The organism is Peribacillus sedimenti, assembly GCF_046237635.1.
GTDB classification, from domain to species: Bacteria; Bacillota; Bacilli; order Bacillales; family DSM-1321; genus Peribacillus; species Peribacillus sedimenti.
Genome location: NZ_CP143547.1, coordinates 2,126,432 through 2,152,381, shown reverse-complemented (window position 1 = coordinate 2,152,381; position 25,950 = coordinate 2,126,432). Strand labels below are relative to the sequence as shown.

The 25,950-nt window shown below is 42.2% G+C and carries 20 protein-coding genes; 2 read left to right on the top strand and 18 right to left on the bottom strand.

Annotated elements, in window-relative coordinates:
- Positions 1-74: 74 nt before the first annotated feature.
- The 3 genes from V1500_RS10530 to V1500_RS10520 all read right to left on the bottom strand — a co-directional run bounded on the left by V1500_RS10530 (position 75) and on the right by V1500_RS10520 (position 3,385).
- Positions 75-551, bottom strand: coding sequence for a M15 family metallopeptidase (locus V1500_RS10530; RefSeq protein WP_409305512.1), 477 nt, complete (start codon positions 549-551; stop codon positions 75-77).
- A 201-nt stretch (positions 552-752) separates the two neighbouring features.
- Positions 753-1,700: an alpha/beta hydrolase gene (locus V1500_RS10525; protein WP_409305511.1), complete on the bottom strand. Its 948-nt coding sequence runs from the start codon at positions 1,698-1,700 to the stop codon at positions 753-755.
- 50 nt (positions 1,701-1,750) lie between these two features.
- Positions 1,751-3,385: a flavin-containing monooxygenase gene (locus tag V1500_RS10520; RefSeq protein ID WP_409305510.1), complete on the bottom strand. Its 1,635-nt coding sequence runs from the start codon at positions 3,383-3,385 to the stop codon at positions 1,751-1,753.
- Between the two features lie 312 nt (positions 3,386-3,697).
- Between V1500_RS10520 and V1500_RS10515 the strand changes: the two genes are divergently transcribed.
- Entirely contained in the window at positions 3,698-4,393 is a 696-nt protein-coding gene (locus V1500_RS10515; RefSeq protein WP_409305509.1) for a response regulator transcription factor, read from the top strand.
- Between the two features lie 818 nt (positions 4,394-5,211).
- On the opposite strand, the gene V1500_RS10510 is transcribed toward V1500_RS10515, so the two are convergent.
- The 8 genes from V1500_RS10510 to tdh all read right to left on the bottom strand — a co-directional run bounded on the left by V1500_RS10510 (position 5,212) and on the right by tdh (position 16,645).
- Complete coding sequence (locus V1500_RS10510; protein WP_409305508.1) at positions 5,212-5,886, bottom strand: hypothetical protein; 675 nt, start codon at positions 5,884-5,886, stop codon at positions 5,212-5,214.
- A 233-nt stretch (positions 5,887-6,119) separates the two neighbouring features.
- Positions 6,120-8,096 carry a DNA mismatch repair endonuclease MutL gene (gene mutL / locus V1500_RS10505; RefSeq protein WP_409305507.1) on the bottom strand — a complete coding sequence of 659 codons (1,977 nt, stop codon included), beginning with the start codon at positions 8,094-8,096 and terminating at the stop codon, positions 6,120-6,122.
- Positions 8,097-8,123: 27 nt separating this feature from the next.
- Positions 8,124-10,772 (bottom strand): DNA mismatch repair protein MutS, encoded by a 2,649-nt coding sequence (gene mutS, locus V1500_RS10500; RefSeq protein WP_409305506.1) that lies wholly within the window; start codon positions 10,770-10,772, stop codon positions 8,124-8,126.
- A gap of 424 nt (positions 10,773-11,196) precedes the next feature.
- On the bottom strand, positions 11,197-11,742 hold the full coding sequence (locus tag V1500_RS10495) for an outer spore coat protein CotE (protein WP_409305505.1): 546 nt from the start codon (positions 11,740-11,742) through the stop codon (positions 11,197-11,199).
- A gap of 261 nt (positions 11,743-12,003) precedes the next feature.
- Positions 12,004-12,435, bottom strand: a complete 432-nt coding sequence (locus tag V1500_RS10490) for a RicAFT regulatory complex protein RicA family protein (RefSeq protein ID WP_409305504.1) — start codon at positions 12,433-12,435, stop codon at positions 12,004-12,006.
- 2 nt (positions 12,436-12,437) lie between these two features.
- Positions 12,438-13,979 carry a tRNA (N6-isopentenyl adenosine(37)-C2)-methylthiotransferase MiaB gene (gene miaB / locus V1500_RS10485; RefSeq protein WP_409305503.1) on the bottom strand — a complete coding sequence of 514 codons (1,542 nt, stop codon included), beginning with the start codon at positions 13,977-13,979 and terminating at the stop codon, positions 12,438-12,440.
- A gap of 355 nt (positions 13,980-14,334) precedes the next feature.
- Positions 14,335-15,513 carry a glycine C-acetyltransferase gene (locus tag V1500_RS10480; protein ID WP_409305502.1) on the bottom strand — a complete coding sequence of 393 codons (1,179 nt, stop codon included), beginning with the start codon at positions 15,511-15,513 and terminating at the stop codon, positions 14,335-14,337.
- 88 nt (positions 15,514-15,601) lie between these two features.
- Positions 15,602-16,645, bottom strand: coding sequence for an L-threonine 3-dehydrogenase (tdh, locus tag V1500_RS10475; RefSeq protein WP_409305501.1), 1,044 nt, complete (start codon positions 16,643-16,645; stop codon positions 15,602-15,604).
- 442 nt (positions 16,646-17,087) lie between these two features.
- Between tdh and V1500_RS10470 the strand changes: the two genes are divergently transcribed.
- Entirely contained in the window at positions 17,088-17,549 is a 462-nt protein-coding gene (locus V1500_RS10470) for a hypothetical protein (protein ID WP_409305500.1), read from the top strand.
- Between the two features lie 38 nt (positions 17,550-17,587).
- Here V1500_RS10470 and V1500_RS10465 read toward each other — a convergent pair whose 3' ends face one another.
- From V1500_RS10465 to recA, 7 genes are all read right to left on the bottom strand, one after another.
- Positions 17,588-18,454: a 2-oxoacid:ferredoxin oxidoreductase subunit beta gene (locus tag V1500_RS10465; protein ID WP_409305499.1), complete on the bottom strand. Its 867-nt coding sequence runs from the start codon at positions 18,452-18,454 to the stop codon at positions 17,588-17,590.
- Positions 18,441-20,186, bottom strand: a complete 1,746-nt coding sequence (locus V1500_RS10460; RefSeq protein WP_409305498.1) for a 2-oxoacid:acceptor oxidoreductase subunit alpha — start codon at positions 20,184-20,186, stop codon at positions 18,441-18,443. The genes V1500_RS10465 and V1500_RS10460 overlap by 14 nt, the downstream gene beginning before the upstream one ends.
- A 289-nt stretch (positions 20,187-20,475) precedes the next feature.
- Positions 20,476-21,405 carry a dipeptidase gene (locus V1500_RS10455; protein WP_409305497.1) on the bottom strand — a complete coding sequence of 310 codons (930 nt, stop codon included), beginning with the start codon at positions 21,403-21,405 and terminating at the stop codon, positions 20,476-20,478.
- Positions 21,406-21,587: 182 nt separating this feature from the next.
- Positions 21,588-21,848: a stage V sporulation protein SpoVS gene (gene spoVS, locus V1500_RS10450; RefSeq protein ID WP_003211281.1), complete on the bottom strand. Its 261-nt coding sequence runs from the start codon at positions 21,846-21,848 to the stop codon at positions 21,588-21,590.
- Between the two features lie 145 nt (positions 21,849-21,993).
- On the bottom strand, positions 21,994-22,794 hold the full coding sequence (locus V1500_RS10445; RefSeq protein WP_409305496.1) for a TIGR00282 family metallophosphoesterase: 801 nt from the start codon (positions 22,792-22,794) through the stop codon (positions 21,994-21,996).
- A 191-nt stretch (positions 22,795-22,985) separates the two neighbouring features.
- On the bottom strand, positions 22,986-24,548 hold the full coding sequence (gene rny / locus V1500_RS10440; protein WP_409305495.1) for a ribonuclease Y: 1,563 nt from the start codon (positions 24,546-24,548) through the stop codon (positions 22,986-22,988).
- A 315-nt stretch (positions 24,549-24,863) separates the two neighbouring features.
- Positions 24,864-25,907, bottom strand: coding sequence for a recombinase RecA (recA, locus tag V1500_RS10435; RefSeq protein ID WP_409305494.1), 1,044 nt, complete (start codon positions 25,905-25,907; stop codon positions 24,864-24,866).
- Positions 25,908-25,950: the final 43 nt, after the last annotated feature.

The following is a 25,950-nucleotide window of genomic DNA, read 5'->3' as shown; positions in this document are numbered from 1 at the left end:
GTAAACTCCCCACTTCTCGACCCTTCACAGTATAATCTTCTAACAAGGGTACTTGTCCACTGAATGGCGAACACTCAGCTCTCTTTGGTATGAATGGAAATTAGTGATGGCAGTTTCCCCTTTTGCAATTCAGCGATTGATAATCCTCCATTCATTTCCAAATGGCCATAGTCCTTAAATTTTGGTCTGTCACCACCCCATGTAAACCCAATTGACTTCGCAATTTCCGCAACTCTCAGCCACTCCCTGTTTACTGTCCAGCTAACTTCGCGTCCGCCGGGAGACACTAATGCATAATCAACTGCGAGTCCATAATTATGGTAAGATTGGCCTCCTTTTACATTGGTCATTATATAACCAGGTGCTGTCCTGCCTTGACGGTACAAAGCGTCCTGCTGCTCCTTAGTACGAAATCCAGATACAATCTGCATACAGATTCCCTCATCATATGCACGTCTGACAACTTCCAGTGCAGATTCTTTGACAATAGGATTCACCGGTCCCATTTTATTTACGGAACGGTTCAAAAGAGATTGCAGCAAATTTTCCATATTCATCACCTCTATCTATTAGATGCAAATGTTGGACTACCTGTAAGGGCTGTTATCGGAGCTGCTCTATTTTTTTACTGACAACGGATCAATTGACAGCGGAAGCAACTTTGCGAATTAATGAACAAACATCTTATGTATTTTTATAAACATTAAAAGGGACACTTCATTAGCTGAAGTGTCCGGTTATTTAGGACAGCTTTACTTAATAGGCGCTACACTGCTCTCGAATACCTTCTTTAAGGCACTTGCAGCCTGTTCTATGGATATCCTACCCTGGTCGAGCACACCTGGCATCCAGAAGAATCCGTGGATCATGCCGTCATAACGGGCAGTTTCCACCGGAACACCAGCTTCTTTAAGCCGTTCCGCATAGGCTTCGCCTTCATCACGAAGCGGGTCATATCCTGCTGTAAGTACCAATGCTGGGGGAAGTCCGCTTAAGTCCTTTGCCTGCAGAGGGGAGGCGTAAGGATTTTTGCCGTCTTCCTCGTCATTTAAATAATGGTTCCAAAACCAGACCATACTATCTTTTGTCAATAAATATCCGTCAGCGTTTTCTGTGTAAGACTCTGTTGCATATGAGTGGTTAGTCACGGGATAAATAAGCATTTGATAGGCCAAAGATATTTCTCCCTTGTCTCTTGCCATCAATGCGGTGACAGCTGCAAGGTTCCCTCCTGCACTGTCTCCGCCAACAGCCACTTGATCTGGAAGAACCTGAATGGATGCAGCATTCTCTACCACCCACTTGGCTGCGGCATATGAATCTTCTGCAGCTGCCGGGAACTTATGCTCAGGTGCCAGCCTATAATCAACAGAAACCACCACACAGTTTGCTCTATTGACTAAAAGCCGACAAGGTACATCTACTGTATCCAGATCGCCAATCACCCAGCCTCCTCCATGATAAAAAACCAATGCAGGAAACGGCCCCTCTCCTTTTGGTGTATAAATACGCACCGGTATTTCTCCAGCAGGGCCGGGAATGTTCCTGTTTTCTACCTTCCCTACCTCTTCTGGTTCGCCTGCCAAAGCACTAAAATCAGTTGTAAGCCTTGCTTCTTCGGGTGATAATGTGCTCATCGGCGGAGCTCCAGCAGCCTCCATCTGCTCCAGTATAAATTTTGCTTGCGGATCTAAAGCCATAATTATTCCTCCTTTTTTAATCAAATATTAATCGAACATTTCCCTTTTGTTCATCCTTCTAATACAGGTTCTTCAGAGGCAATTAATGTAAATCCTTCATACCCATTTCCGGCAACATCGTCACAAATCTGTCTGTACGGCCCTACCCCTCCGAGGTAAATCTGGAAGCCGCGGGCTTTCCCTTCAATATTTGCACCCATATACCAAGATTCTGTCTTTGTGAAAAGGGTAGCATCGGCTATTTCACGGCAGGTCTTGCTCCATGTGTTTTCAGCATCCTCATTTGCTTCGATGACAACCTTACCGTTATCACGCATATAGTTGATACAATCGCTTACCCATTCCACATGCTGTTCAATTGAAACCATCATATTACTCAATACAGAAGGGCTTTCTGGCCCCGTAAGCATGAACATGTTAGGGAATCCTGCTGTTGCAATGCCCAGATATGTTCTAGTATGTGCTCCATCAGCCCATTTTTCTTTTAATGACACCCCACCTTTCCCGCGGATATCCATCTTGAATAAAGGTCCGGTCATAGCATCAAATCCTGTTGCAAATACAATCATATCTAGTTCATATTCAGATTCTGCGTTCCTTAGGCCAGTTGGAGTGATTTCTTCGATTGGTGCCTTTTTCACATCCACCAGGGATACGTTCTCACGGTTATAGGTCTCGAAATAATTTGTGTCTATGATTGGGCGCTTCGTTCCATAAAAGAAGTTTGGCATCAGTTTTTCCGCGGTTTCAGGATTTTTTACAACCTGCCTGATCTTTGAGCGGATAAATTCTGCCACCATTTCGTTGGCTTCAGGGGTTATACTTAGATCGTTATAAGTGTAGTTTAGATGCATAAGGCCGCCTTTTTCCCATGCCGCTTCAAATGACCGCTGCCTTTCTTCGGGTGTATCATCAAAAACAGAGCGGTCACGGGGCATCACTGGCATGCCAGTTAAGGAATGACGAATGTTCGTCTTAATTTCACTGTAATTCTCTCGTACTTGTTGTATGAGGTCCGGATCAAGTGGATGGTTTCTTGCTGGAGTGCTATACTGAGGGGTCCGCTGGAAAACTGTAAGGTGTTCCGCTTCTTCTGCTATTACAGGAATGGCCTGGATACCGCTCGAGCCCGTTCCAATTATTCCAACCTTTTTGCCAATGAATTCTACTTTTTCATGAGGCCATTGACCAGTGTGATACCACTCGCCCTTAAAGTTTTCCAACCCTTTAATTTTAGGTATATTGGAAGCGGACAAGCATCCTACTGCTGTGATAAAGTACCTTGCCGACACTGTTTGACCGTCATTTAATTCCACTATCCAGAACTTCTTATCTTCATCATATTTTGCCGAAGAAACACGTGTACTGAACTGGATGTCTCGCCTTAGATCCAACCTATCTGCAACAAAATTAATATAGCTTAAAATTTCTGGCTGTTCAGCATATTTGGAAGACCAGGTCCATTCCTCAAGTAGCTCCTCTGAAAAAGTGTAGTTATAATAGATGCTTTCAACATCGCAGCGTGCTCCCGGATAACGATTCCAATACCATGTACCACCGACATTATCACCTGCTTCAAAAACCCGTGTGGAAAAGCCTGCCTTCCTCAGACAGTGAAGCATGTAAAGCCCCGAAAAACCGGCGCCGACAATGACAGCATCTAATTTCGGTTGATTTGATGTCATCTCCTGCCTCCTCATCTTTTTATAGATTTTAGATTTACTTGGAATTTAGAAATTTTCAGATAAAATTAGATCTGTCGAGAAAAAGGAAATATCAACAAATAATTTGTAAGCGTTTTCATTTTATTGGTAACATATGTCGGATGATTTTTGTACAGTACAGTATGGATCATTTCACCGCCTTTCTCCCTCCGTATTTGGGGAAATTGCTCGAAGAAAAACCATAAGAAAGTCTATCTAAAGTGTAATAATTTTTATATAATTTGAATATTCCCAATTTTCTATATACTGTATCCCTATAAAGAAGGTGAAAATATGTCTTTGGATTATACCTTATTGAAAAGTATCCGAGAAATAGAAGATGCTGGCAGCCATGAAGACAAACTGTATAAAATACTCGAAACTTATATTAAGATTTTCCCCGTAAGAAACTCCTTTTTGTTCAGATACTCCCATTTGGGTTATCTCGGAGAAGGCATCATATCACTCAATACCCTAGGCTTGGGGCATATCAGAGATATCCGGGATGATATTCGTTCTATACCGATCATTTATTCCGCTTTATATGAAAGAAAAGCGAAGTACTGTTCCGGAATGGATTTTTTCAGGCTAGTAAACAGCAAATACATAACCTCATCTAATGTGAATTCCCTCTTAGTTGTCCCAATCTGCTTTAGTTCGGTTGCAATCGGTTATATATGCACGAATGAATTCAAAAAAGATTTTCTTATAACCGATCAATTACTTTCTTCCTTTACCCAATATGGCCGCCAAGCAGGAAGAATCCTGGAGAAAACAAACGGAACGGCTGCTACTCAAATACTAAGCAAAAGGGAACTCGAAGTCATGAAGAGGATATCCTGGGGAGAGAGCACCAAAAATATGGCTGAAGCAATGTATATCAGTGAAGTTACAGTAAACCAATACGTCAAATCAGCTATTAAAAAATTAGGTGCGCAAAATAGAGTGCAAGCAGTTGCAGAGCTATTTAGGAAAGGAATTATATTTTGATTAGCCATCTAAGTGCCATAAAAAATATAAGACTAAATAGCGCTAACCATTCTCTTTAGAGCTATTTTTGTAATGCTATAAAACCTGTGACCAACCATTTTGGGAAGACTGTCTAAATCAATTTCCAACTAATTAGAAATTCAAAGGTTTTATTCAAGATACATAAAAAGTGTTGAACAAACTTGGTTAATATTTGTCTCAATACGGGAACTTAACCACTTATTCAACTCGATCATGTTACTATATTTATAAATTTACCCTCAAACAAACCGCTCCTCTATTATTGCAATACTTCAACTTGTTTAAGGATATCCTCTGGTCATGGGCTATGGTAATAAAAAAGCATTAAGCGACCAGTATATAGTTAACATAATTATAATATAGTAAATATATAAAAAAACACAGGAAGTACGTAGAGGAGTTTATGAACTCATTTATTGCCTTACCACAGACGTACTTGTTTAAAATTAGACAAACCTACAAACTGGAGAGATTAAGCCCTTTGCATAAAAAAAATATCCTTACACCCTAGGTCATCAATCAAATCTGATATAAAGTGTACACTGAGATTCATAGTTCATGTTTTATTTTTAGCGGAAATAAGGTATATCAAACAAATACCATTTTCAACTGCTTAATATGTGTAAAAAAAGGGACTCTATCAATACTTTAGAATCCTCCATCGGCTTGAATCTCTAACAACTTATTCTGCAGAATTAACAATCGAGAATCATGTAAAATCTGAGTCTTTGAAATAGTAAGGTATGTAATATATAGGTTTAAATTTTTTGTCATACAGAATGATCATGGTATAAACCCTACTTAAAGGCTGCTTCCGATAGTTGGAATGTAATTGGTTCCACGGATCCATGACTCCCGTCGTTTCTTGTTCCAGCCAAGCCTTCTTTTATGGCTGCTGCCAACGATACCGGTTTTAAATCATAATGAAATGTCCAATAACTAAATTTGCCTTCTAATTTTGACAAATCGACATTTATTGTTTTCGTTGCCTTATCAATCTCGAAAAACCGATCATTGTTCAGCTTTTTTATTTGTTTATTTTGATTGATGACTAGTTTTTGCACGTTTAGGGTTTTGTCCTGATAGGCGATTGGTTTTTTGTTTTTATCATAAAAAACAATGATTGCGTATATTGTTTGTGTATTTTGCTTTGCTGAAAATTCTATACTGCTGCCAATCCCCTCTTCTGTTGATACCTCGGAAGCTACTGGATGTAATTTTTGCTTAGAGTTGTCCCTATAATCTATGCCGATATACTTAACACGCTTATCTAGTCCTTGTAATAATGGAGTATCTTTCTTTTTACTGCTAAACAAAAGTATCCCGCTGTTAATGGCCCAATTATTGTCGGCAGTTATATTGACCCAATCTACTTTCTTTCCGTAATTCACTTTTATAGCTGCATTTATGGCGGGGGTAGACAAAAACGATAAGAGAACTAGGATGTTCGCAAGAAATATATGTTTTTTCATAAGCTTCCTCCTAATATAATTAAACTATATATCGGAAAAATTTGTAATTTTTTTATTACCTTTACTAAAAAGGCTATTCTCTTTATTTCGTAGATGTACATAGATTGCTATCACAAAACACAAAAGCACTGAACAAACGCAGTACGTTCATTCAGTGCGAAAAGAGCTGGTAGACAACCTGGCTGTTTATTGCAATTTTGAAATTCAATCACAGGGTTTCTATATCTATATTTTTACATAACCCTTTTAAACATTTTCTCCATTTCATAAATGGAATAGTGGATGATGATAGGACGTCCATGCGGACAGGTAAATGGATCAGTCGTCTGTCTTAGTTTATCCAGCAGTGCCTGTATTTCATCATTTCTTAAGTGATGGTTTGCTTTTATGGAGGCTTTACAGCTCATAAGGATGGCAGCTTCTTCCCTTAGTTTTTTAATATCGACCTTTTTCATGGAAAGGAGCTGTTCGATCATTTCTTCCATGATTTCCTGTTCGATTCCCTTTGGGAACCATTGTGGATGCGAACGGACAATATAGGAATTCATGCCGAATTCCTCCAGGAAGACCCCTACCTTCTCCAGCTCGTGCTTATATTCATTGATTCTTATGCACTCATCAGTTGAGTATTCAAGCGTAATCGGAATAAGCATCTCCTGAAGCTCACTTTCCACATATCCAAGCTTTTCCGAATAATACTCATACTTGATTCTTTCCTGTGCAGCATGCTGGTCTATTAAATATAGCCCTCTCTCGTTTTGGGCAAAGATATAGGTTCCATGCATTTGCCCAATCGGATACATCGGTGGAACTCTGGACGGTAATTCTGCTGCTGGGGCCGGCCGCTCGGTTTGCCTTCGACCTGCTGAAAGCTCTTTTTGCACCGGCTCCTGAATTTCCTCTGGCGGTACTGAAAGAATTGAAGACACGGTTTGCTCCTGTAAACTCTGGTTTTGAGGAGCTTTCGTCTCCATCACTATTTCAGATTTATATTCTTCCCCTGACTCCCTGAATGGAAGCGGCTGTTCCGCTTGTACTGTCTGATATAGGAAATTCTCGTCTCTATGTTCATTATCGGTATTGTCTTCCTTGCCGAAGAATGAATCCTTTACTGGCTCAGGAGTGAAACTTTTATTGGACGGAGCAATATGGTCCAACTCAAAGGAAGGCTGATCTGTACGGACAGTCTCCTTTTTCACAAAACCAGGGCCGCTCGGGATTAACTCCATGGTCTTAAATGCTTGTTTGATCGATTCTGCTACAAGCTGGTTCAGTTCTGTTTCTTTGCTTAGCCGGACCTCCATCTTCGACGGATGGACATTCACATCGACAAGGATGGGGTCCATCGTGATGGACAGCAGTACAATTGGATAACGTCCGATCGGGAGCAAGGTGTGATAGCCTTCCAGGATGGAATTTGCCAATGGATAATTTTTTATAAACCTTCCATTGATCATGGTCGAGATATAATTGCGGGATGCCCTTGTAATTTCCGGGAGTGCAATAAAACCGGACACATTGAAATCCAAAGAGCTTCCTTTTACCGGCACCATCTTCTTTGCAATATTGATTCCATAAATTGCCGAAAGAACCTGGAGTACATTGCCTTTCCCAGTTGTATGAAGCAGCTTTCTGTCATTATGGGTAAGCCGGAATGACACCTCAGGATGGGAGAGGGCAAGACGGTTCACTACATCAGTGATATTTCCAAGCTCAGTGTGGATGGTCTTCATATATTTAAGCCTGGCAGGTGTATTATAAAACAAGTCTGAAACTGTGATATCCGTTCCTTTCCGGCTGGATGCCGCTTCTAACTCCTTAATATTACCGCCTTCAAGCAGGATCCTTGTGCCCGCTGTCTCACCTGTACTTGTTTTCAATTCAAACCTGGATACAGAGGCAATGCTGGGAAGAGCCTCACCGCGGAATCCAAGTGTCCGAATCCTGAACAGGTCGTTTTCATCTTTGATTTTACTTGTTGCATGTCGTTTAAAAGCAGTTTTTACATCCTCCGGCAGGATGCCATCTCCATTATCCACAATCCGGATCTTCGACAGCCCTGCCTCTTCCAATTCAATCTCTATAATGCTGCTGTTGGCGTCAATTGCATTTTCGACGAGTTCCTTGACAACAGAAGCCGGTCTTTCCACAACTTCGCCAGCTGCTATTTTGTTGGACAATGCCTCATCAAGCTCTACAATTTTGCCCATTTGCGTTCGCCTCACTCTTTCAATCAATTATTTCAGCTTTTTCTGCAATTTATATAAAACGTTCATCGCTTCGAGAGGAGTCATCTCCAGGATGTTAAGGTTCTTTAGCTCCTCTGTAACTTTTCGTTCTTTGGAAGTTCCAGGTTTTTCAGCAACAGCCGAGTCCGCAAAGAAAGAAAGCTGGCCTCCAAAAACAGGCGCTTCCCCTCCTGCTTGAGCGCTGCCTTCAGCATTATTTGAACCAATAAGCACAGGAATTGGCGCGGTATCATGCTTCGTTGCTGGAATATCTTGCCCATTGCCATTCTCCAGATCCTCCAGAATCTTTTTTGCGCGTATAATAAGCGTCTTTGGCAGCTCCGCAAGCTGGGCTACATGGATTCCATAACTTTTATCTGCGGCGCCTTCTTTTATTTTATGGAGAAATACTACATTTCCGTTTTGCTCAATGGCACTTACATGGACATTGCTCAATTGTTTTAAGTCATTGGACAAGGCAGTAAGCTCATGGTAATGGGTCGAGAATAATGTTTTCGCCCCGATATTTTCGTGTATATATTCAATGATGGCCTGTGCCAGTGCCATTCCATCATATGTGGATGTTCCTCTCCCTATTTCATCAAATAAAATAAGGCTATTTTGCGTTGCATTGACGATAGCGTTTTTGGCTTCCAGCATTTCGACCATAAAGGTACTTTGTCCGGAAATCAGGTCGTCTGCAGCCCCAATCCTGGTAAATACTTTATCGAAGATTGGCATGACAGCTTCCTCTGCTGACACAAAGCAGCCAATTTGGGCAAGGATTGCTGTCAGGGCAACTTGCCTCATATAAGTGCTTTTACCGGACATATTTGGCCCGGTAATCAGCAGGATTTCCCGTTCGGAATTCATATGGCAATCATTTGGGACATACTCCTGGGATTGGAGGACCTTTTCCACTACTGGGTGTCGGCCAGCTTTAATCATGACCTTCCTGTCAGTCGAAAATAAAGGTTTCACGTAGTGGCGCTGTTCACTTACAGTCGCAAAGCATTGCAGCACATCCAGTTCACTAACGGCAAGCGCCAGCTTCTGCAGGCGCGGGATGTACTCCTTCACCTGTTCGCGTATATCAAGGAATAAATCATATTCAAGCCCTACTATCTTTTCCTCTGCTTGAAGGATCAACGCTTCCTTTTCTTTTAGTTCCGGAGTAATAAAGCGTTCTGCGTTTGTAAGTGTCTGTTTCCTTTCATATCTGCCTTCCTCCAACAATTGCAGATTCGCCCTTGTTACTTCTATATAATAACCGAACACGCGGTTATAGCCTATTTTTAAGGACTTAATGCCGGTCCGTTCCCGTTCCTGCCGTTCCAATTGAGCGATCCACGACTTTCCGTTCCGGCTGGCATCCCTGTACGTATCAAGCTCTTGATTGAAGCCATCCCTGATGATATTTCCCTCTTTAACTGACAGGGGAGGGTTGTCCACCAGTGACCTTTCCAAAAGATCTGTCACCTCTTCACAAGGGTCGAGGTTTTCAGCGAGTTTCAACAGAGCGGCATCAGCCATTCCGGCAACTACTTGTTTGATATAAGGCAGCTGCTGAAGAGAACGTTTAAGCTGGATGAGGTCTCGTGCATTTACATTCCCAAATGCGACCCTTCCAGCCAATCGTTCCAGGTCATACACTTCGGTAAGCCGTTCACGGATGTCCTGTCTCTCAAAATAATGATTTAACAGGGTTTCTACATAAGCCTGGCGCATTTCAATCTTTTTCTTATCGATCAACGGCCGGTCAATCCAGTGTTTTAACAGCCTTCCTCCCATGGCTGTCTTCGTTTCATCCAGAAGCCATAATAGCGAGCCTTTCTTGCCTTTTGAGCGGATTGTTTCGGTAAGCTCTAAATTCCTTTTTGAATAGTAATCTATTTTCATGTAATGATTAGTTTCATATGATTTTACCGGTTGTAGATGGTCCAGGCTGCGCTTTTGAGTCCGGTAAAGATAATGAAGAAGCCGTGACGCCGCCATCATCTGCTTTTGGCCATTAAGTTGCTTCATTAACCGTGCGAAGGAATCGGTGACCACACTCTCATTCTCGTAAGATAACGCCGCCAGCCCTCGCTCCCTGAAACTTTTTTGCCACTCGGGATTGAAGTCATCTGCCAGTACGATTTCTTTGGCGTTTAACAGGGCAAGTTCATTAAAGACCTCATCAAAGCTGCCTTCAAGTATGGTTGCGCCACTCTCGCCCGTCGTCAAATCCGTATAGGCAAGCCCGTATGTCCCATCAGAATAGTCTGTAATAGAGGCAAGGTAATTATTTTCCTTTTCATCCAGGCCTTTGCCATCCATCTTAGTACCCGGTGTAATTAGCTGGACTACCTCTCTTCTTACGACTCCTTTGGCTTGTTTTGGATCCTCTGTTTGTTCGCAGATAGCCACTTTATACCCTTTTTCCACTAACACATCTATGTAGTTGGAAGCAGAATGGTAGGGCACGCCGCACATCGGGATCCTTTCCGCTGTACCGCCTTCCCTGCTTGTAAGTGTGATTTCTAGCTCCTGAGATGCTTTTAGGGCATCATCAAAAAACATTTCATAAAAATCCCCTAGACGGAAAAATAAAAAGGCATCCTGATACTCTGCCTTAATTTTAAGATATTGCTGAATCATTGGAGTGTAACCGGTCATTGACTTCCAAACCTTTCATACAAATAATAATGGTCATTATTTACTAAACACATATTATTGCTGTTCATAGTTTACGATTATTGCAAGCCCCGCAGCTGCTATTTTTCAGTAAGCTGCCCCCGTATTTTTTATCCGGGAGATTGCTTAATGTCCTGCGGCCAGAGCTCATATAGACTCATTATATCATATCAGCCTCTTTGTAGCGGTACTCGCTTGCACTATTCGACAGGAATCCAGTATCCAATTTTTGCTCTGAGATAAAAATAAAGCCGGATGAATGTCATTCATCCGGTTACTCCCTTGCCCCTTAGATGCAGTCCGTTACGCGGGGATGGAACTGCCTTTCACGGCAATCTAATTCCCATTGAGTTTTTATCAGGATGAATGACGGCAAAATTAACCATATCATTTGGCAAAGGAGATTCTATTCGTCCTCAAAGTCTACCATGAAATCAGGACGTAAATCTTCAAACTCATCTTCCAGATCGGAGCCCCAATCATCATCATCATTGCAGCCATCCGGATTAACAGCGACACATATCATTGTCTCCCCGATTACTTCAACAAAAAATTCTCTTTCCACATTCACCAAGATCTGCTGCCCATCAGGAGAAATGCTGGCTTCGATGCAGTTTGGCTGCTGAACCGCTTTTGCGATGACCTCTTCATCATCTTGGACATCTGGATCCCGGTATTTTAATGAGATTACATCTGAATATTGCACCTTTTCACACGCAAGCTCTGTCTTGGTATTGTGCTGAGTTGAATACCAGGTGTTAATCTCAAAAGTGCCGCGGATTTCCACTTTTTTGCCGATTTTTCTTGCCTCGTACTTATGGTTGATGATCCAACAGCCGAGAATGCTGGAAGGATGATGAGCTGGGGTAATGGTGTGTGAGGACTTTGTATATTTACGTCCCTTTGCCACCACCGCTTTTGCTAAAATCTCTCTATAGTGTGATTGTGACATGCTAGCGAACCCTCCTCATACAGTTTCAATTCATCCTATGCGGGTTATTAGTCTAGTGTGCGAATTATTTTAACAATAGAAACTGAATGTAATATCGTTATCTACACTAGTCTATGCCGTGGAAATGAGTGATGTGCTAAATTCCAGTTTTAAGGAGGGGCTCATGTACGTATCACGGCGTCGGTCAATAGGCACTGCTGTTTAGGGTCCTTGTACACAAAAAATCCCCTCCGTTAAATGGAGGGGATTCGTAAAGGGACCTCAAGAACAGCTGCTTCCGCTTCCGTTCCGTACCTTTGACCCTGTTTCACCGCGAAGAAGATCGCCATCTGTGGTTTGAATGATCAGATCAGTTACTGTATTTGAAATTTGTGAAGCTACCATCTGCAGCAATTCATTTACATCTACTTGAGATTGTTTAAATTCCTGCACGATAGGAATCTCATCAATTTCCTGCTCTAGTGCTTCTATTTTTTGCTGCACCTGGTTATACGCCTTCTCTTTTCCATAATGCTGGAAATTGACCGCTTGCTTTTGAAGGCTCTTGATGGAAGCAATCATCTCCCTGACCTTTTGGTTCTCATTGATATGTGCTTCCGCACGCTTGAAAAAATCGACTTCTTCTGTTTCGGAAATCATTTTGGCCAATTCTTCCGCTCTAGCCAGAATATCGTCTTTCGAATATTTCCCCATGTTCATTCCACCTCTACCGGTTTAGCTTCTTCCACCATTTCCCCATTTAAAGACCATGTTTTTGCTTTAGTGATTTTTACCTTTACCAGCTGCCCAATCGCAGGCTTTGGTCCAATAAAATTAACCAGCTTATTCTTTCTGGTATACCCTGCTAATACATCTGGATTATTCTTGCTTTCCCCTTCAACGAGAACCTCAACAATCTGCCCTTCCATCTCCTTCATTTTCTTAGCGGAGAATTCATTGACAACGGCATTCAAGCGCTGAAGCCGTTCTTTCTTCACTTCCATAGGGACATTATCGACCATCTTGGCTGCAGGAGTGCCTTCCCTTGGAGAATAGATAAATGTATAAGCAGCATCAAATCCTACCTCTTTATAGAGGGAAAGAGTTTCTTCGAATTGCTCCTCGGTTTCATTTGGGTATCCAACAATGATATCCGTTGTCAGTGCTACATCCGGCATTGCCGCTTTGATTTTCCTTACCAACTCGAGATACTGTTCCCGTGAGTATTTACGTGCCATGATCTTCAGAACATCTGTGCTTCCGGATTGGACAGGAAGATGGATGTGCTCAACCAGATTGCCGCCCTTTGCAAGCACCTCAATCAAATGGTCATCAAAGTCGCGCGGATGGCTTGTTGTAAAGCGAATCCTAGGAATATCGACCTTACGGATTTCATCCATTAAATCACCGAGTCCATAGTTAATATCCTCAAGGTCCTTGCCATATGCGTTTACATTCTGCCCTAGCAGCGTGATTTCCTTATAGCCCTGAGCAGCCAGATGGCGGACCTCCTGAATGATATCCTCCGGGCGACGGCTTCTTTCCTTACCCCTTGTATATGGAACAATGCAGTAGGTACAGAATTTATCACAGCCGTACATGATATTTACCCAGGCTTTTGTCTGTCCTTTGCGAACCTTTGGAAGGTTTTCAATTACATCGCCTTCCTTTGACCAAACCTCAATGACCATCTCCTTGGACATATATGCATCATTAAGGATGTGTGGAAGCCTGTGAATATTGTGGGTACCAAAAATCATATCAACAAACGGATGCTTGGAAAGAATTCTGTTTACAACCGACTCTTCCTGGGACATGCAACCGCACACTCCAAGCAGCAAATCAGGCTTTTCCATTTTTAGCGATTTCAGATGTCCGAGCTCTCCAAATACCTTATTCTCCGCATTTTCACGAATTGCACAAGTATTCAGGAGGATGACATTCGCATCCTCTACAGTTTCGGATGGCTCATAACCAAGTGCCATGAAGATCCCTGCCATTACCTCTGTATCATGTTCGTTCATCTGGCAGCCATAAGTGCGGATGTAAAATTTTCGTCCTGCACCCATACTGCGGAACTCTTCTGGTATCCCAAATTCGTCATATTTAACTTGTTCTTTGCCGCGTTTTTTTGCTTCTTTTAAGGAAGGCGGCATGTATACAGCCTGGAAGTACTTGCTGTAATCCTTTTCGGATTTTTTGTCCGCTGGATTAGCAACTTGAACTTGCTGGCCTTCCAGCCGTTGTTTTTCGTTCATTATTTATACCCCTTTCTTTTCAGTATTTGAAAAGAATAAATTGAATTATTATACGAACATACAATTCAATATTATAAACATTTACCTTGAAAACAACAATAACTTAGTCGAATAAGTACAATTTTAGACACAATAGCTTGCTATTTTTAGAAAGAGCACCTTTTGACCTAATATACGGCTTAGGTTAATCTATTATCTATGGCCTGCATTACTAACTGTTTTGACAGCCGCTTACTAGAAAGATACTAAGGCCTAATGTATTTTAGTCACCTGTGCAATATGGCAGAGATGCTAAATGGCATGGCTTCATTATCAAAAAAGCGCGATAGTCCAAGACTACAGCGCTTCATGCTAGCTAATTGATGATTTTTAGCTCTTTGCCTGCTTTTACAAATGCATCCAATGCCATCTGGAGCTCTTCATTGGAATGCTGGGCAGTTACAATCGTACGGATTCGGGCAAGGCCCTTCGCTACAGTCGGAAAGGCAATTCCCTGCGCAAAAACGCCATATTGAAGCAGCTTATCGGAAAATTGATGTGAGAGTGCTTCATCTCCAACAATGACCGGGGTAATGGGTGTTTCACTATGACCGGTGTTAAAGCCAAGTTCTTTCAGGCCATCCTTAAAGAATGTGGTGTTTTCCCACAGGCGATCAATCAGTTCAGGCTCTTCCTGAAGCACATCTAATGCTTCTATGCAAGCCATAGTCACTGCCGGCGGGTGGGAAGTGCTGAACAGAAATGGACGTCCTTTATGGATGAGATAATCGATTAATGTCCTGGTGCTTGCTACATAACCGCCAAGAACGCCAATCGCTTTACTCAAAGTACCAACCTGTATGTGAACCCTTCCATCCAGCCCGAAGTGATTTACTGTTCCGCGCCCATTTTTGCCAAGTACCCCAGAAGCATGCGCATCATCTACCATAACTAGTGCATCGTATTTTTCGGCAAGCTCAACTATCTCTGGGAGTGGTGCAATATTGCCATCCATGGAAAATACACCATCCGTTACAATAAGACGCTTTCGAGAATTCTGTGTGCCTTTTAAAGCTTCCTCAAGCGAAGCCATATCCACATGCTTATATACTCTCCGCTCAGCTTTGGTCAGCCGGATCCCATCAATGATGGAAGCATGGTTCAATTCATCTGAAATAACTACATCTTCAGGCGTCAAGATTGCTGACAGTACCCCTTGATTGGTTGTAAAACCGGATTGAAAAACCAGGGCGGCTTCTGTATGCTTAAACTTTGCGAGCTTTTCTTCGAGCTGCTCATGCATAGAAAATGTACCTGCAATCGTCCTTACCGAACCCGTGCCTGCACCGAATTTTTCAACTGCATCAAGAGCCGCCTGCCGAAGGCGCGGATGTGAGGTTAGGCCCAGATAATTGTTGGAGGAAAGCTGAATCACTTCTTTGCCGTCAATCACTACTTTAGACCCCTGTTCTGACTCCAACGGAACAAGCCTGCGGAAGGTCCCAGCCTGCCTCATTTGGTTTAATTCTTCCTGCAAATACTCGAACCCTTTCATAACACACTCCTCCTTCAAAATTACAACTATAGGTATTTATTATTTTACTGAATAATCCGCCATCCCTCAAACTGCGATTCTTCTTTTTCTACGGTTGGAGCACGACTTTTCCGCACTGTCCTTTAATCATTAGCTCAAATCCCTTTTCAAACTCTTCTATAGGCAGATGATGGGTTATGAGAGGCGTAACGTCAACCTGCCCTGACGCCAAAAGACTCGAAACCTGCTGCCAAGTTTTAAACATCAGCCTTCCCGTTATTCCTTGCACCGTTATACCTTTGAAGACGATATCATCTGTAATATTAATTTCTACAGGTTTCACAGGCAGACTAAGGATTGAAACTCTTCCTCCGTTTGTGACCATTTTAAAACCCTGGTTGATAGCTGCAGGATGTCCGCTCATTTCACACACAACATCCACTCCACTGCCCCCTGTTAATTTTCTTACAACAGTTAAGGGGTCTTGGTTTCCGGAATTCACAATGGCAGTTGCACCCATTTGCTTTGCCAGGTTCAGCCGATAATCATTTAGGTCAAAGGCGATCACCTGGGCTGCGCCGGCCGCTTTTGCAATTCCTGCAGCCATGATGCCAATAGGGCCACAACCAATCACAGCTACTGTTTTCCCTAAGATATCACCAGCAAGCACTGTATGAACTGCATTTCCCATCGGCTCCTGTATCGAGGCGACATCAAAAGGCATGTTTGAAGGATTTTTCCACAAATTTTTTGCAGGCAGGGCCACATATTCGGCAAAGCATCCCTGTGTATCAACACCGATAATCCGAGTATTTTTACAGATATGATACTGGCCGGTCAAGCACTGGGGGCAATTTTCACAGACCAAATGAGTTTCAGCTGAAACAAAGTCGCCAACTTTAACACTTGATACCTTTGAACCAATTTCAACGACTTCGCCACAGAATTCATGTCCAAAGACATAAGGCGGGTTCACACGGGCCTGTGACCATTCATCCCATGTATAAATGTGTACATCAGTTCCACAAATGGATGTAGCTTTAACCTTTATCAATACTTCATCGTCATTGATCTGTGGAATATCAACCATACTCAATTCAGCACCAAATCCTCTGCGATGCTTTAGAAGCGCTTTCATTTTTCCTTTCAACATGTACACTCCCTTTTAGGAAACGGCTAATAAATGTTCTGATATTAGTATATTACCATCTGAAAAAATTGCATGTCTAGATGAATGTCCACCTGATATGGACAAATGGTCCGATATGGAAAATTTTTTTATTTTTTTGCATTCTTATATGTAAATTTTGATGTAATTCATAGTAAAGGCAAGAATCTTCGGCAAACTTCGTCACGTGCGGTAAAGACGCGGAGTGTTGTCGGGAGATGAAAGTCCCTTTCGTTTTTTCTTAGTTTGCAGTCCTCATAAAATGAAAGGATTAGCCGATTTATTCAGCTGCATTGACCATTTGGCCTGTAAATCAATAAAAACCGTTTTCCATGCAACTATGCTTTTGCACATTTTGACAACATTGGATAAACTCCCATAACCTTTGTCCACTCCATCCATATGATATAAAGAAAATAATTATTAAGTGGAGGGGAAACTATGGGATATAGGGATTGCTGCTGCTGTGATGATTACGAAAAAGATCACTACGGTCACGACGAATACGAAGATAGTCATGAGTGCGGAAAGAAAAGAAAACGTTCAAACAAGGGACGTTATTGCTCCATCTGTGGATTTGGGAATGGAAAGCACCACGAGAACTGCAGCCATGGCAACGAATATGATCACAATTATTCAGATGATTACGAGGAAGAAGATTATGGAAACTACGGACGAAATCAAAGAAGAGGATATGGCAATAGAGGATATGGTGACAACAATTATGGCAACGAACGGAATAACGGAGAGAACGAATATGAGAGAAATTACGAAAATAATGAAGAAAACAGGGGAAATCGCCGCAGGAGAGGCTGGAACTGGTTCTGGTAAATGGTTAGTAGTATCACCAGGTGTTTTTAAGCAATGCATACATGTGCTGCTGTCATGAAAAACGGGTTCGCTTTTAAAGAGCGAACCCTGGGCTTTTTACATAAACTCTGCAACCAATTGATCGAAGCTTTCCTGGCTTAAAGTTAAATCTGCTTTTGTTAAAGCTTCTTCTGCGTATCCAGGGACTAATTCCTGGTATGACGGTCGCTCTGTATTCTGATAGATGATTCCTGTAACCAGTCCATCATGCTGCATGATAGTCTGCATAGCCATTTCCCTGTCGGTTGAATCGTATCCTTCAATTGTGCTCAATTTAGTAAGGTTTTCTTTGAACCAGTCATACGTATTGATTTTATTATAGGTTACGCATGGACTGAACACATTAATTAAAGAAAATCCCTTATGCTGGATGCCGGCCTCTATAATGGCTGTTAATTCCTTTAAATCAGTGGAGAAGCTCTGTGCAACAAAAGTTGCGCCTGCTGACAAGGCGAGCTCCATTGGTGCAACAGCTTGTTCAATCGACCCTTGCGGAGTTGATTTCGTCTTAAATCCCGCTGCAGACCGTGGTGAGGTCTGGCCTTTTGTTAATCCATAAATCTGATTGTCCATAACTATGTAAGTTATATCAATATTTCTGCGGATTGCATGAATGGTATGCCCCATTCCAATTGCAAACCCGTCACCATCACCGCCTGATGCAATCACAGTCAACTCACGGTTTGCCATCTTGACTCCCTGGGCAATTGGTAAACAGCGTCCATGAATGCCATGAAATCCATAAGACTTGATATATCCTGAAATACGCCCCGAACAGCCAATTCCAGAAACTACTGCGAGATTCTCAGGCTCTAGTCCCACATTGGCAGCTGCCCGCTGAATTGCAGCCTGTACAGAGAAATCACCGCACCCAGGGCACCAGTTTGGTTTTACATTATTTCGAAAATCTTTAAATGTGGCCATATGAGAACAACTCCTTGCATTGAGTATGGATTTCATGCGGCAAGAAAGGATTACCGTCATATTTTAAGAGACTTTTAATTTTATCAACATGTCCAACATTCATTTTTAAAATATTGGCTAACTGCCCTGTTGCATTATGTTCTATTACCATTACGCTTTTAGCAGATTGCACTAGCGGTAAAATTTCTGCAGCAGGGAATGGATGGATCAGGCGCACGTGTGCATGGTTCACTTTCAATCCATCTGCTTCCAGACGGCCCATAGCCTCCTCAATGACACCCCTTGTCGAATTAAAGCCGACAATGAGCAAATCCGCATTGGCATGTTTGGCATCCTTATAGACAGGTGTCTTAAAAGCAAGGCCTTTAATCTTTCTCATCCTTTTTTCCATCTGTACTTTACGGTTGCCTGCAGATTCCGATGGTTTCCCTGTCTCGTCATGCTCCACCCCTGTAACATGGTGGATACCATGCTTCATGCCGGGAATAACGCGAGGCGAAATACCATCCTCAGTCACTTCATAACGTTTAAAATAATCAACTGTTTCTGCTAACTCACCGGATTGAAGTTTCCCCCTCCGAATTTCAACTTTACTATAGTCGAGGGGCTGGACAGTTTGTTTACCTAATGAAAGCTGCAGGTCTGATAGAACGATAACCGGACATTGGAATTCTTCAGCCAGGTTGAATGCCTCAGCTGTATCATAAAATGCTTCCTCAACCGTACTCGGCGCAATCACTATTTTAGGAATTTCACCATGCGTACCGTAAATCATCTGCATAAGATCAGACTGTTCTTGTTTTGTCGGCAGTCCTGTAGACGGCCCCCCTCTTTGGGTATCGACTATTACCAGAGGGGTTTCAGTAATTCCGGAAAGACCGATCGATTCCATTTTTAGAGACAGTCCTGGGCCTGCAGAAGCTGTCATGGCACGTACCCCGCCATAGTTCGCCCCAATCGCCATTGTGGCTGCTGCTATTTCGTCCTCCGTCTGAATCACAGTTCCCCCCAGTGGAGGAAGCTTTTTAATTAAGTACTCCATGATTTCCGAGGCAGGTGTAATCGGATATGCTGCCATAAAACGGCAACCTGCTGCCAGGGCACCTAATGCAATGGCATCATTTCCAATCATGAACAGACGTTTCTGGCCGTCCGCTTTTTCAAGCTCCATTGCTCCTGACTGGTCTCCGAGCATTTGAAGCAGATAATCATGGCCGGCCTGGATAGCAGCCATGTTTTTTTCAACAATCTGTTCTCCCTTACGTCCAAAAATCTCACGTACAACCTCGTTAAAAACATTAATATCCAGCCCAAGAACAGCACAGGATGCTCCCACAGCAACCATGTTCTTCATTAAGGATGTACCCAATTCTGTGGCGATCTCAGTGAACGGCACTACATACATTACTGCCTTCGTATCTTCAGGACGCTCAGGTTTGAATTTGGCATCCGCAATAATGATGCCTCTCTCGTGCAGCTCATGATAGTTCACATCAATAGTTTCTTGGTCAAATGCAACAAGAATATCGAGGTCATCCGAAATGGACCTTATTTGCGTCGTACTTACACGGATCTTGTTATTGGTATGGCCTCCTTTGATTCTTGAAGAAAAATGACGATAGCCATACAGGTAGTAGCCTAAGCGGTTAAGGGCAATACAAAATATTTCTCCCGTACTCTCAATGCCTTCCCCTTGCTGTCCGCCAACTTTCCAGGAAAGTTGTTTAATCATCAATTACACCCCTTTTTCAAATACGCTGTAGAATTTTGATATATATAACTGCGAAAATACCCTTCATTCCTATTAAAAATCCGTATGTACTAGAAAAACACAGTTACTTTGACTGAATATCATTGCATGCAACGTTTAGTTCTTCAAGTTTATCTGGCTGTAAACGAATATTATATTGTAAGAAGGATATACTAAATGATTCAATTCTAGACGGTAACCTATGAAAAGGCAACCCTTTTCCGAGTGAATCACTGAATTTTCTGTCTAATCATATTACATCTTAGTTGACTTACTTGGTCCTATTATCAGGAAGATGGTCCATAAAATTACCATATAAGAATCCTTCTACTTGGCTTGCTGAATACCGCTTATATAATTCATTCACCAGATTGTCATATTGGCTGTACGAAGATAAACCCGGAACTGTGTGAGTGATCCCGTCGAAGTCCGATCCAAATCCAACATTCCTTTGTCCACCCAGGCTGCATATATAATCTAAATGGGAAAGGACATGATGAATTTCAGCCTGTCCCCTTTCCGTTAAGAATTGAGGAACAAACGTAACTCCAATCACACCTTCTTTTCTTATCAGTTCTTTTATCTGGTCATCCTTTAAATTTCTTGGGTTTGCACACAAACCATACGCATTTGAATGAGACGCAATTGGATATTCTGCTAATTCGAAAACATCCCAAAAGGCCTTTTCCGAAAGATGTGACACGTCACACCAAACTGCATGGGAATTTAATTCCTTAACCACTTGCTCCCCAAATTCCGTAAGGCCGGCACCCCGCTTTTCCAGGGCTCCATCGGCTGTAAAATTGGCATAATTCCATGTTAGTCCGACAGAGGTTACCCCCTTATTTAATAGTACCTCCAATTTATTCATTTCATTGTATATGCAGTCACATCCCTCAAGTGTAAGAATGGCACCGATTTCACCTTCCTTTAATGCAATGATATCCTGTTTTGTTTTAACATGTTTCATATTGGGGACAGTGACAATCTTTTTTAGAAAAATATCTGACATAGATAAAGCTGCATTAAATTTAGCAGTCATTGGCACACTTTCAGGAATATATATAGCAAAACATTGAACCTTGCTGTGATTGGTTACCAGTGCAGGATAGTTGATCTGCAGTGATTCATCATAAAAATCTATGCTTGAATCCAGATACATCTTCATTAATACATCACAGTGGGCATCAAATATTTTCATATTCTTTCTCTCCCTGTTGGCTTTTCATAATGGTGTTCTATTTTCTATTTCGATAGAACTCTTTCTTTTTCCTGTTATTTGAAGACAGAATTAATACATATCAAAAGAAAACCTGTTTGCTTTTTGGCAAACAGGATTCTTATGATGTTATGAAATTTAGCTCCTCCAAAAGGTTTGAGCCCTTATCGCGGTTCCACAATTAACTTTATCGCTGTCCTCTCTTCACCATCAATTAAAATATCAGTAAAGGCAGGAATACAAATCAAGTCTACTCCACTAGGTGCTACAAATCCTCTTGCAATTGCTACTGCCTTGACGGCTTGATTTAACGCACCGGCACCGATTGCCTGAATTTCCGCGGCGCCTCTTTCTCTTAAAACGCCCGCAAGTGCGCCTGCTACAGAATTAGGATTAGATTTTGCTGAAACCTTTAATATTTCCATCCCTAGTCCTCCTTGTTTTCCCTTACCTATTGCTAACTTTCAATAGGTATGACTCTTTCCATTGCTACTATATTCAGGAAGAAAACTCAGTATGACTGTTACTGGAAAATATCTCATATGAATAGAATTGTTCATTTCAGAATAATTAACTGAAGAAAGGATGATCTTCATTTATTAAGATACGGTCGATTTTCTTTGCAATACCGGTCTTTTCATCAATATCCATTATTACAGCACTTAACAAATTCCGACCGGATTTGGGAACTTCATGCCGTACAGGAAGCCCTGTCAAGAAGCGATAAATGATAGGATCCTTTTCTATACCTAAAATGCCATCATATGGACCGGTCATCCCTACATCAGAAAGATAGGCAGTTCCATTCGGCAAAATTCTATTATCAGACGTCTGAACATGGGTATGTGTCCCAATCACCGCCGAAACCTTGCCATCTAAATACCAGCCCATCGCTTGTTTTTCGCTTGTTACTTCCGCATGAAAGTCCACAAAAATAATAGGAGTTCTTTTCCTTGCCTCATCTACCAGTTCAGCAGCCTTCTGGAACGGATCATCTATATTGGCAGCCATAAAGGTGCGCCCCTGAAGATTGATAATCGCTATCTCTATTTGATTATATTTTATGAACTTCATGCCTTCTCCGGGTACAGAATCAGGAAAATTGGCAGGACGGATAAGATACTTCGCCTGGTCGATAAACTCAAATATATCCCTATTATCCCAGGCATGATTTCCCAAAGTGACTGCCTGAGCCCCCCACTCCAGGAACTCCTTATAAATTTTTTCTGTAATGCCGCGTCCTCCTGCTGAATTTTCACCATTTACCACTGTGATGTGAGGGCGATATTTCTCCTTCAATCTAGGCAAATATTCCTTTAACATATCCCTCCCCGGTGAGCCCACTACATCTCCAATAAAAAGTAATTTCATATATGTTATATTCCTTTCTTTTTACAAATCGTGTCAATTAGCTGATTACGCTATATGTACTTTGCCGTGATTCGGCTCTTTCTTCCTTATTGTATCACAAGGAGAAAGATTTCCATTCCTTCAGCTTTGCGATTATTAAGACAGATACAAAAGGTTTGGCAATAAAAAAAGTAAAGTGGTGTAACACCACTTTACTTCGCGTACTCAACGGCCCTTGTTTCACGGATAACCGTTACTTTTATATGGCCAGGATAATCCAATTCTTCTTCAATCCGCTTTCTAATATCCCTTGCAAGGCGATGTGCCTCGAGGTCATCGATTTGCTCAGGTTTTACCATGATCCTTACTTCACGGCCAGCTTGAATTGCAAAGGATTTCTCTACTCCATCATAGGACTCCGAAATCTCCTCCAGCTTTTCAAGCCGTCGGATGTAATTTTCTAGCGTTTCACTTCGAGCCCCAGGTCTAGCAGCCGATAATGCATCTGCAGCTGCAACCAATACTGCGATAATGGAAGTTGGCTCCACATCTCCATGGTGTGAGGCTATGCTGTTGACGACCACTGGATGCTCTTTATATTTAGTAGCTAACTCCACGCCAATTTCAACGTGGCTTCCCTCTACTTCATGGTCAATCGCTTTACCGATATCGTGCAGCAAGCCCGCACGGCGAGCAAGTGTCTCGTCCTCGCCAAGTTCGGCTGCCAATAAACCGGATAATTGAGCAACCTCCATTGAATGCTTCAATACATTTTGGCCGTAGCTTGTTCTAAACTTCAAGCGGCCCAAAATTTTAATAAGATCCGGATGGAGCCCGTGGACGCCAACCTCAAAGGTAGTCTGCTCTCCAATTTCACGGATGTGCTCATCCACTTCTCTTCTAGCTTTGTCAACCATTTCTTCGATTCGCGCAGGGTGAATTCGACCGTCCTGTACCAGCTTTTCAAGTGCTAAACGCGCAGTCTCACGCCTTATTGGATCAAACCCGGAAAGAATAACCGCCTCAGGTGTATCATCGATAATTAGGTCAATACCTGTAAGAGTCTCTAAAGTGCGGATGTTTCGGCCTTCCCGTCCAATAATTCGTCCTTTCATTTCATCGTTCGGAAGATTTACTACAGAAACTGTTGTTTCTGCCACATGGTCTGCCGCACATCGCTGGATTGCAAGGGAAAGTACTTCTTTTGCCTTTTTATCAGCTTCTTCTTTGGCACGAGTTTCACTTTCTCTTATCAATATTGCGACATCCTGAGCCAACTCATTCTCAGTACGATCAATGATAATTGCTTTCGCTTCTTCACGAGTTAAACTGGAAATGCGTTCGAGTTCAGTTTGCTGCTTGCGAACCATCTCGTCCACTTTGCTTTCCATCTCTTCAATATGCTGTTGTCTTTGGTTAAGAGAATCCTCCTTTTTCTCCAAAAGTGCTTCACGTTTATCTAACGTTTCATCCTTACGGTCAAGGTTCTCTTCTTTTTGCAATAATCGATTTTCTTGTTTTTGCAATTCAGTCCTTCGTTCACGAATTTCACGCTCAGCGTCGGAACGAAGCTTATAAATCTCATCCTTTGCTTCCAATAGGGCTTCCTTTTTAAGAGCCTCTGCAGAACGGTTTGCATCCTGAAGGATATGTTCAGCTGAGGTTTTGGCCCCTGCTATTTTGTTTTGTATAACTGTGTTGCTCACAAAATAGCCAACAACTGCACCGACGATTAGGCCAAGCAAAATGGAGATGATAATCGTAATGGGTTCCATCGTTTCACCTCCCCTTGCTATGAACTTGTTAATTGCTAATGTAGGATTGTCGGCATGTACATCGTACATAACTTCAATATACAGCAATAGGCTTTTCAAAATTTCAAGTTTGAAAAAATGTAAAATATACATATTAATTGTATAGTTGTGGATTTTTATTGTCAAGGGTTTGTCCCGGCAAGGTTTGATGAATATTCAGAAGGATAGGAATTCTTTCTCAAATGTATAAAGCGGTTCGGTAAACCGGAATACTCATCTGCGAGGCAAACGTCAGAAAAAGGGCTTAGCATATATGCTAAGCCCGTTAAAATTGGTTTAATCCAGCAGTTCAAATTCTTCTTGATCGTCTGTATCTTCAGGGGCAGTGTGCTCGCTATCAAGATTGTAATGGTCTCGAATCTTTTTAGAGATTTCTAAACGAAGAGCCGGGTTCTCCTTCAGGAATAGCTTTGCATTTTCACGTCCTTGGCCAAGGCGGTCATCATTATATGAATACCAGGAACCGCTCTTTTGAACAATGTCTAATTCAGATCCCATGTCGATAATTTCACCTTCGCGTGAAATCCCTTCTCCATACATGATATCTACCTCTGCAGTACGGAAAGGAGGCGCTACCTTGTTCTTCACGATTTTAATCTTAGTTTTGTTTCCGACCACATCATTGCCCTGCTTTAATTGTTCTGCACGGCGTACCTCAAGACGCACTGAAGAATAGAATTTTAATGCGCGTCCTCCTGGAGTTGTTTCCGGGTTTCCAAACATGACGCCAATTTTCTCACGAATCTGGTTGATGAAAATGGCGATTGTATTTGATTTATTAATCGCACCTGAAAGCTTACGAAGTGCCTGGGACATCAGACGGGCCTGCAAACCAACATGGGAATCTCCCATTTCACCTTCAATTTCTGCTTTTGGCACTAACGCGGCAACAGAGTCGATGACGATGATGTCAATAGCTCCACTGCGAACAAGAGCTTCGGCAATTTCCAGAGCCTGTTCTCCTGTATCTGGCTGGGAAAGAAGCAATTCATCAATATTCACTCCCAATTTTTGTGCATACGAGGGATCCAATGCATGCTCAACATCTATGAATGCAGCTTGTCCGCCAGCAGCCTGGACTTCTGCAATCGCATGCAATGAAACGGTTGTTTTACCTGAGCTTTCAGGGCCGTAAATCTCGATAATCCTGCCTCGAGGATATCCGCCTACTCCAAGTGCCACATCCAGTGCCAGGGAACCGCTCGGCACGGTGGAAACTCTTCGGTCAGATTGTTCCCCAAGCTTCATAATTGAACCTTTACCAAATTGTTTTTCTATTTGCTTTAATGCCATTTCTAACGCCGCTTGACGATCGCTCACTAAAGTTCCTCCTCTATATTCAACTAACCGGAAAATCCGGTTA

Bases quoted from the DNA above. Each gene is read 5' to 3' on its own strand.
- V1500_RS10515 (WP_409305509.1), top strand. From the start codon at position 3,698: ATGTCTTTGGATTATACCTTATTGAAAAGTATCCGAGAAATAGAAGAT.
- miaB (WP_409305503.1), bottom strand. From the start codon at position 13,979: ATGAACGAAAAACAACGGCTGGAAGGCCAGCAAGTTCAAGTTGCTAAT.
- V1500_RS10460 (WP_409305498.1), bottom strand. From the start codon at position 20,186: ATGATTAAACAACTTTCCTGGAAAGTTGGCGGACAGCAAGGGGAAGGC.
- V1500_RS10490 (WP_409305504.1), bottom strand. From the start codon at position 12,435: ATGGGGAAATATTCGAAAGACGATATTCTGGCTAGAGCGGAAGAATTG.
- tdh (WP_409305501.1), bottom strand. From the start codon at position 16,645: ATGTTGAAAGGAAAAATGAAAGCGCTTCTAAAGCATCGCAGAGGATTT.
- V1500_RS10525 (WP_409305511.1), bottom strand. From the start codon at position 1,700: ATGGCTTTAGATCCGCAAGCAAAATTTATACTGGAGCAGATGGAGGCT.
- V1500_RS10495 (WP_409305505.1), bottom strand. From the start codon at position 11,742: ATGTCACAATCACACTATAGAGAGATTTTAGCAAAAGCGGTGGTGGCA.
- V1500_RS10465 (WP_409305499.1), bottom strand. From the start codon at position 18,454: ATGGCCACATTTAAAGATTTTCGAAATAATGTAAAACCAAACTGGTGC.
- V1500_RS10445 (WP_409305496.1), bottom strand. From the start codon at position 22,794: ATGAAATTACTTTTTATTGGAGATGTAGTGGGCTCACCGGGGAGGGAT.
- V1500_RS10520 (WP_409305510.1), bottom strand. From the start codon at position 3,385: ATGACATCAAATCAACCGAAATTAGATGCTGTCATTGTCGGCGCCGGT.
- V1500_RS10480 (WP_409305502.1), bottom strand. From the start codon at position 15,513: ATGAAAGGGTTCGAGTATTTGCAGGAAGAATTAAACCAAATGAGGCAG.
- V1500_RS10510 (WP_409305508.1), bottom strand. From the start codon at position 5,886: ATGAAAAAACATATATTTCTTGCGAACATCCTAGTTCTCTTATCGTTT.
- V1500_RS10455 (WP_409305497.1), bottom strand. From the start codon at position 21,405: ATGAAAATATTTGATGCCCACTGTGATGTATTAATGAAGATGTATCTG.
- spoVS (WP_003211281.1), bottom strand. From the start codon at position 21,848: ATGGAAATATTAAAGGTTTCAGCAAAATCTAATCCTAATTCTGTAGCA.
- mutL (WP_409305507.1), bottom strand. From the start codon at position 8,096: ATGGGCAAAATTGTAGAGCTTGATGAGGCATTGTCCAACAAAATAGCA.
- rny (WP_409305495.1), bottom strand. From the start codon at position 24,548: ATGGAACCCATTACGATTATCATCTCCATTTTGCTTGGCCTAATCGTC.
- V1500_RS10530 (WP_409305512.1), bottom strand. From the start codon at position 551: ATGGAAAATTTGCTGCAATCTCTTTTGAACCGTTCCGTAAATAAAATG.
- mutS (WP_409305506.1), bottom strand. From the start codon at position 10,772: ATGACCGGTTACACTCCAATGATTCAGCAATATCTTAAAATTAAGGCA.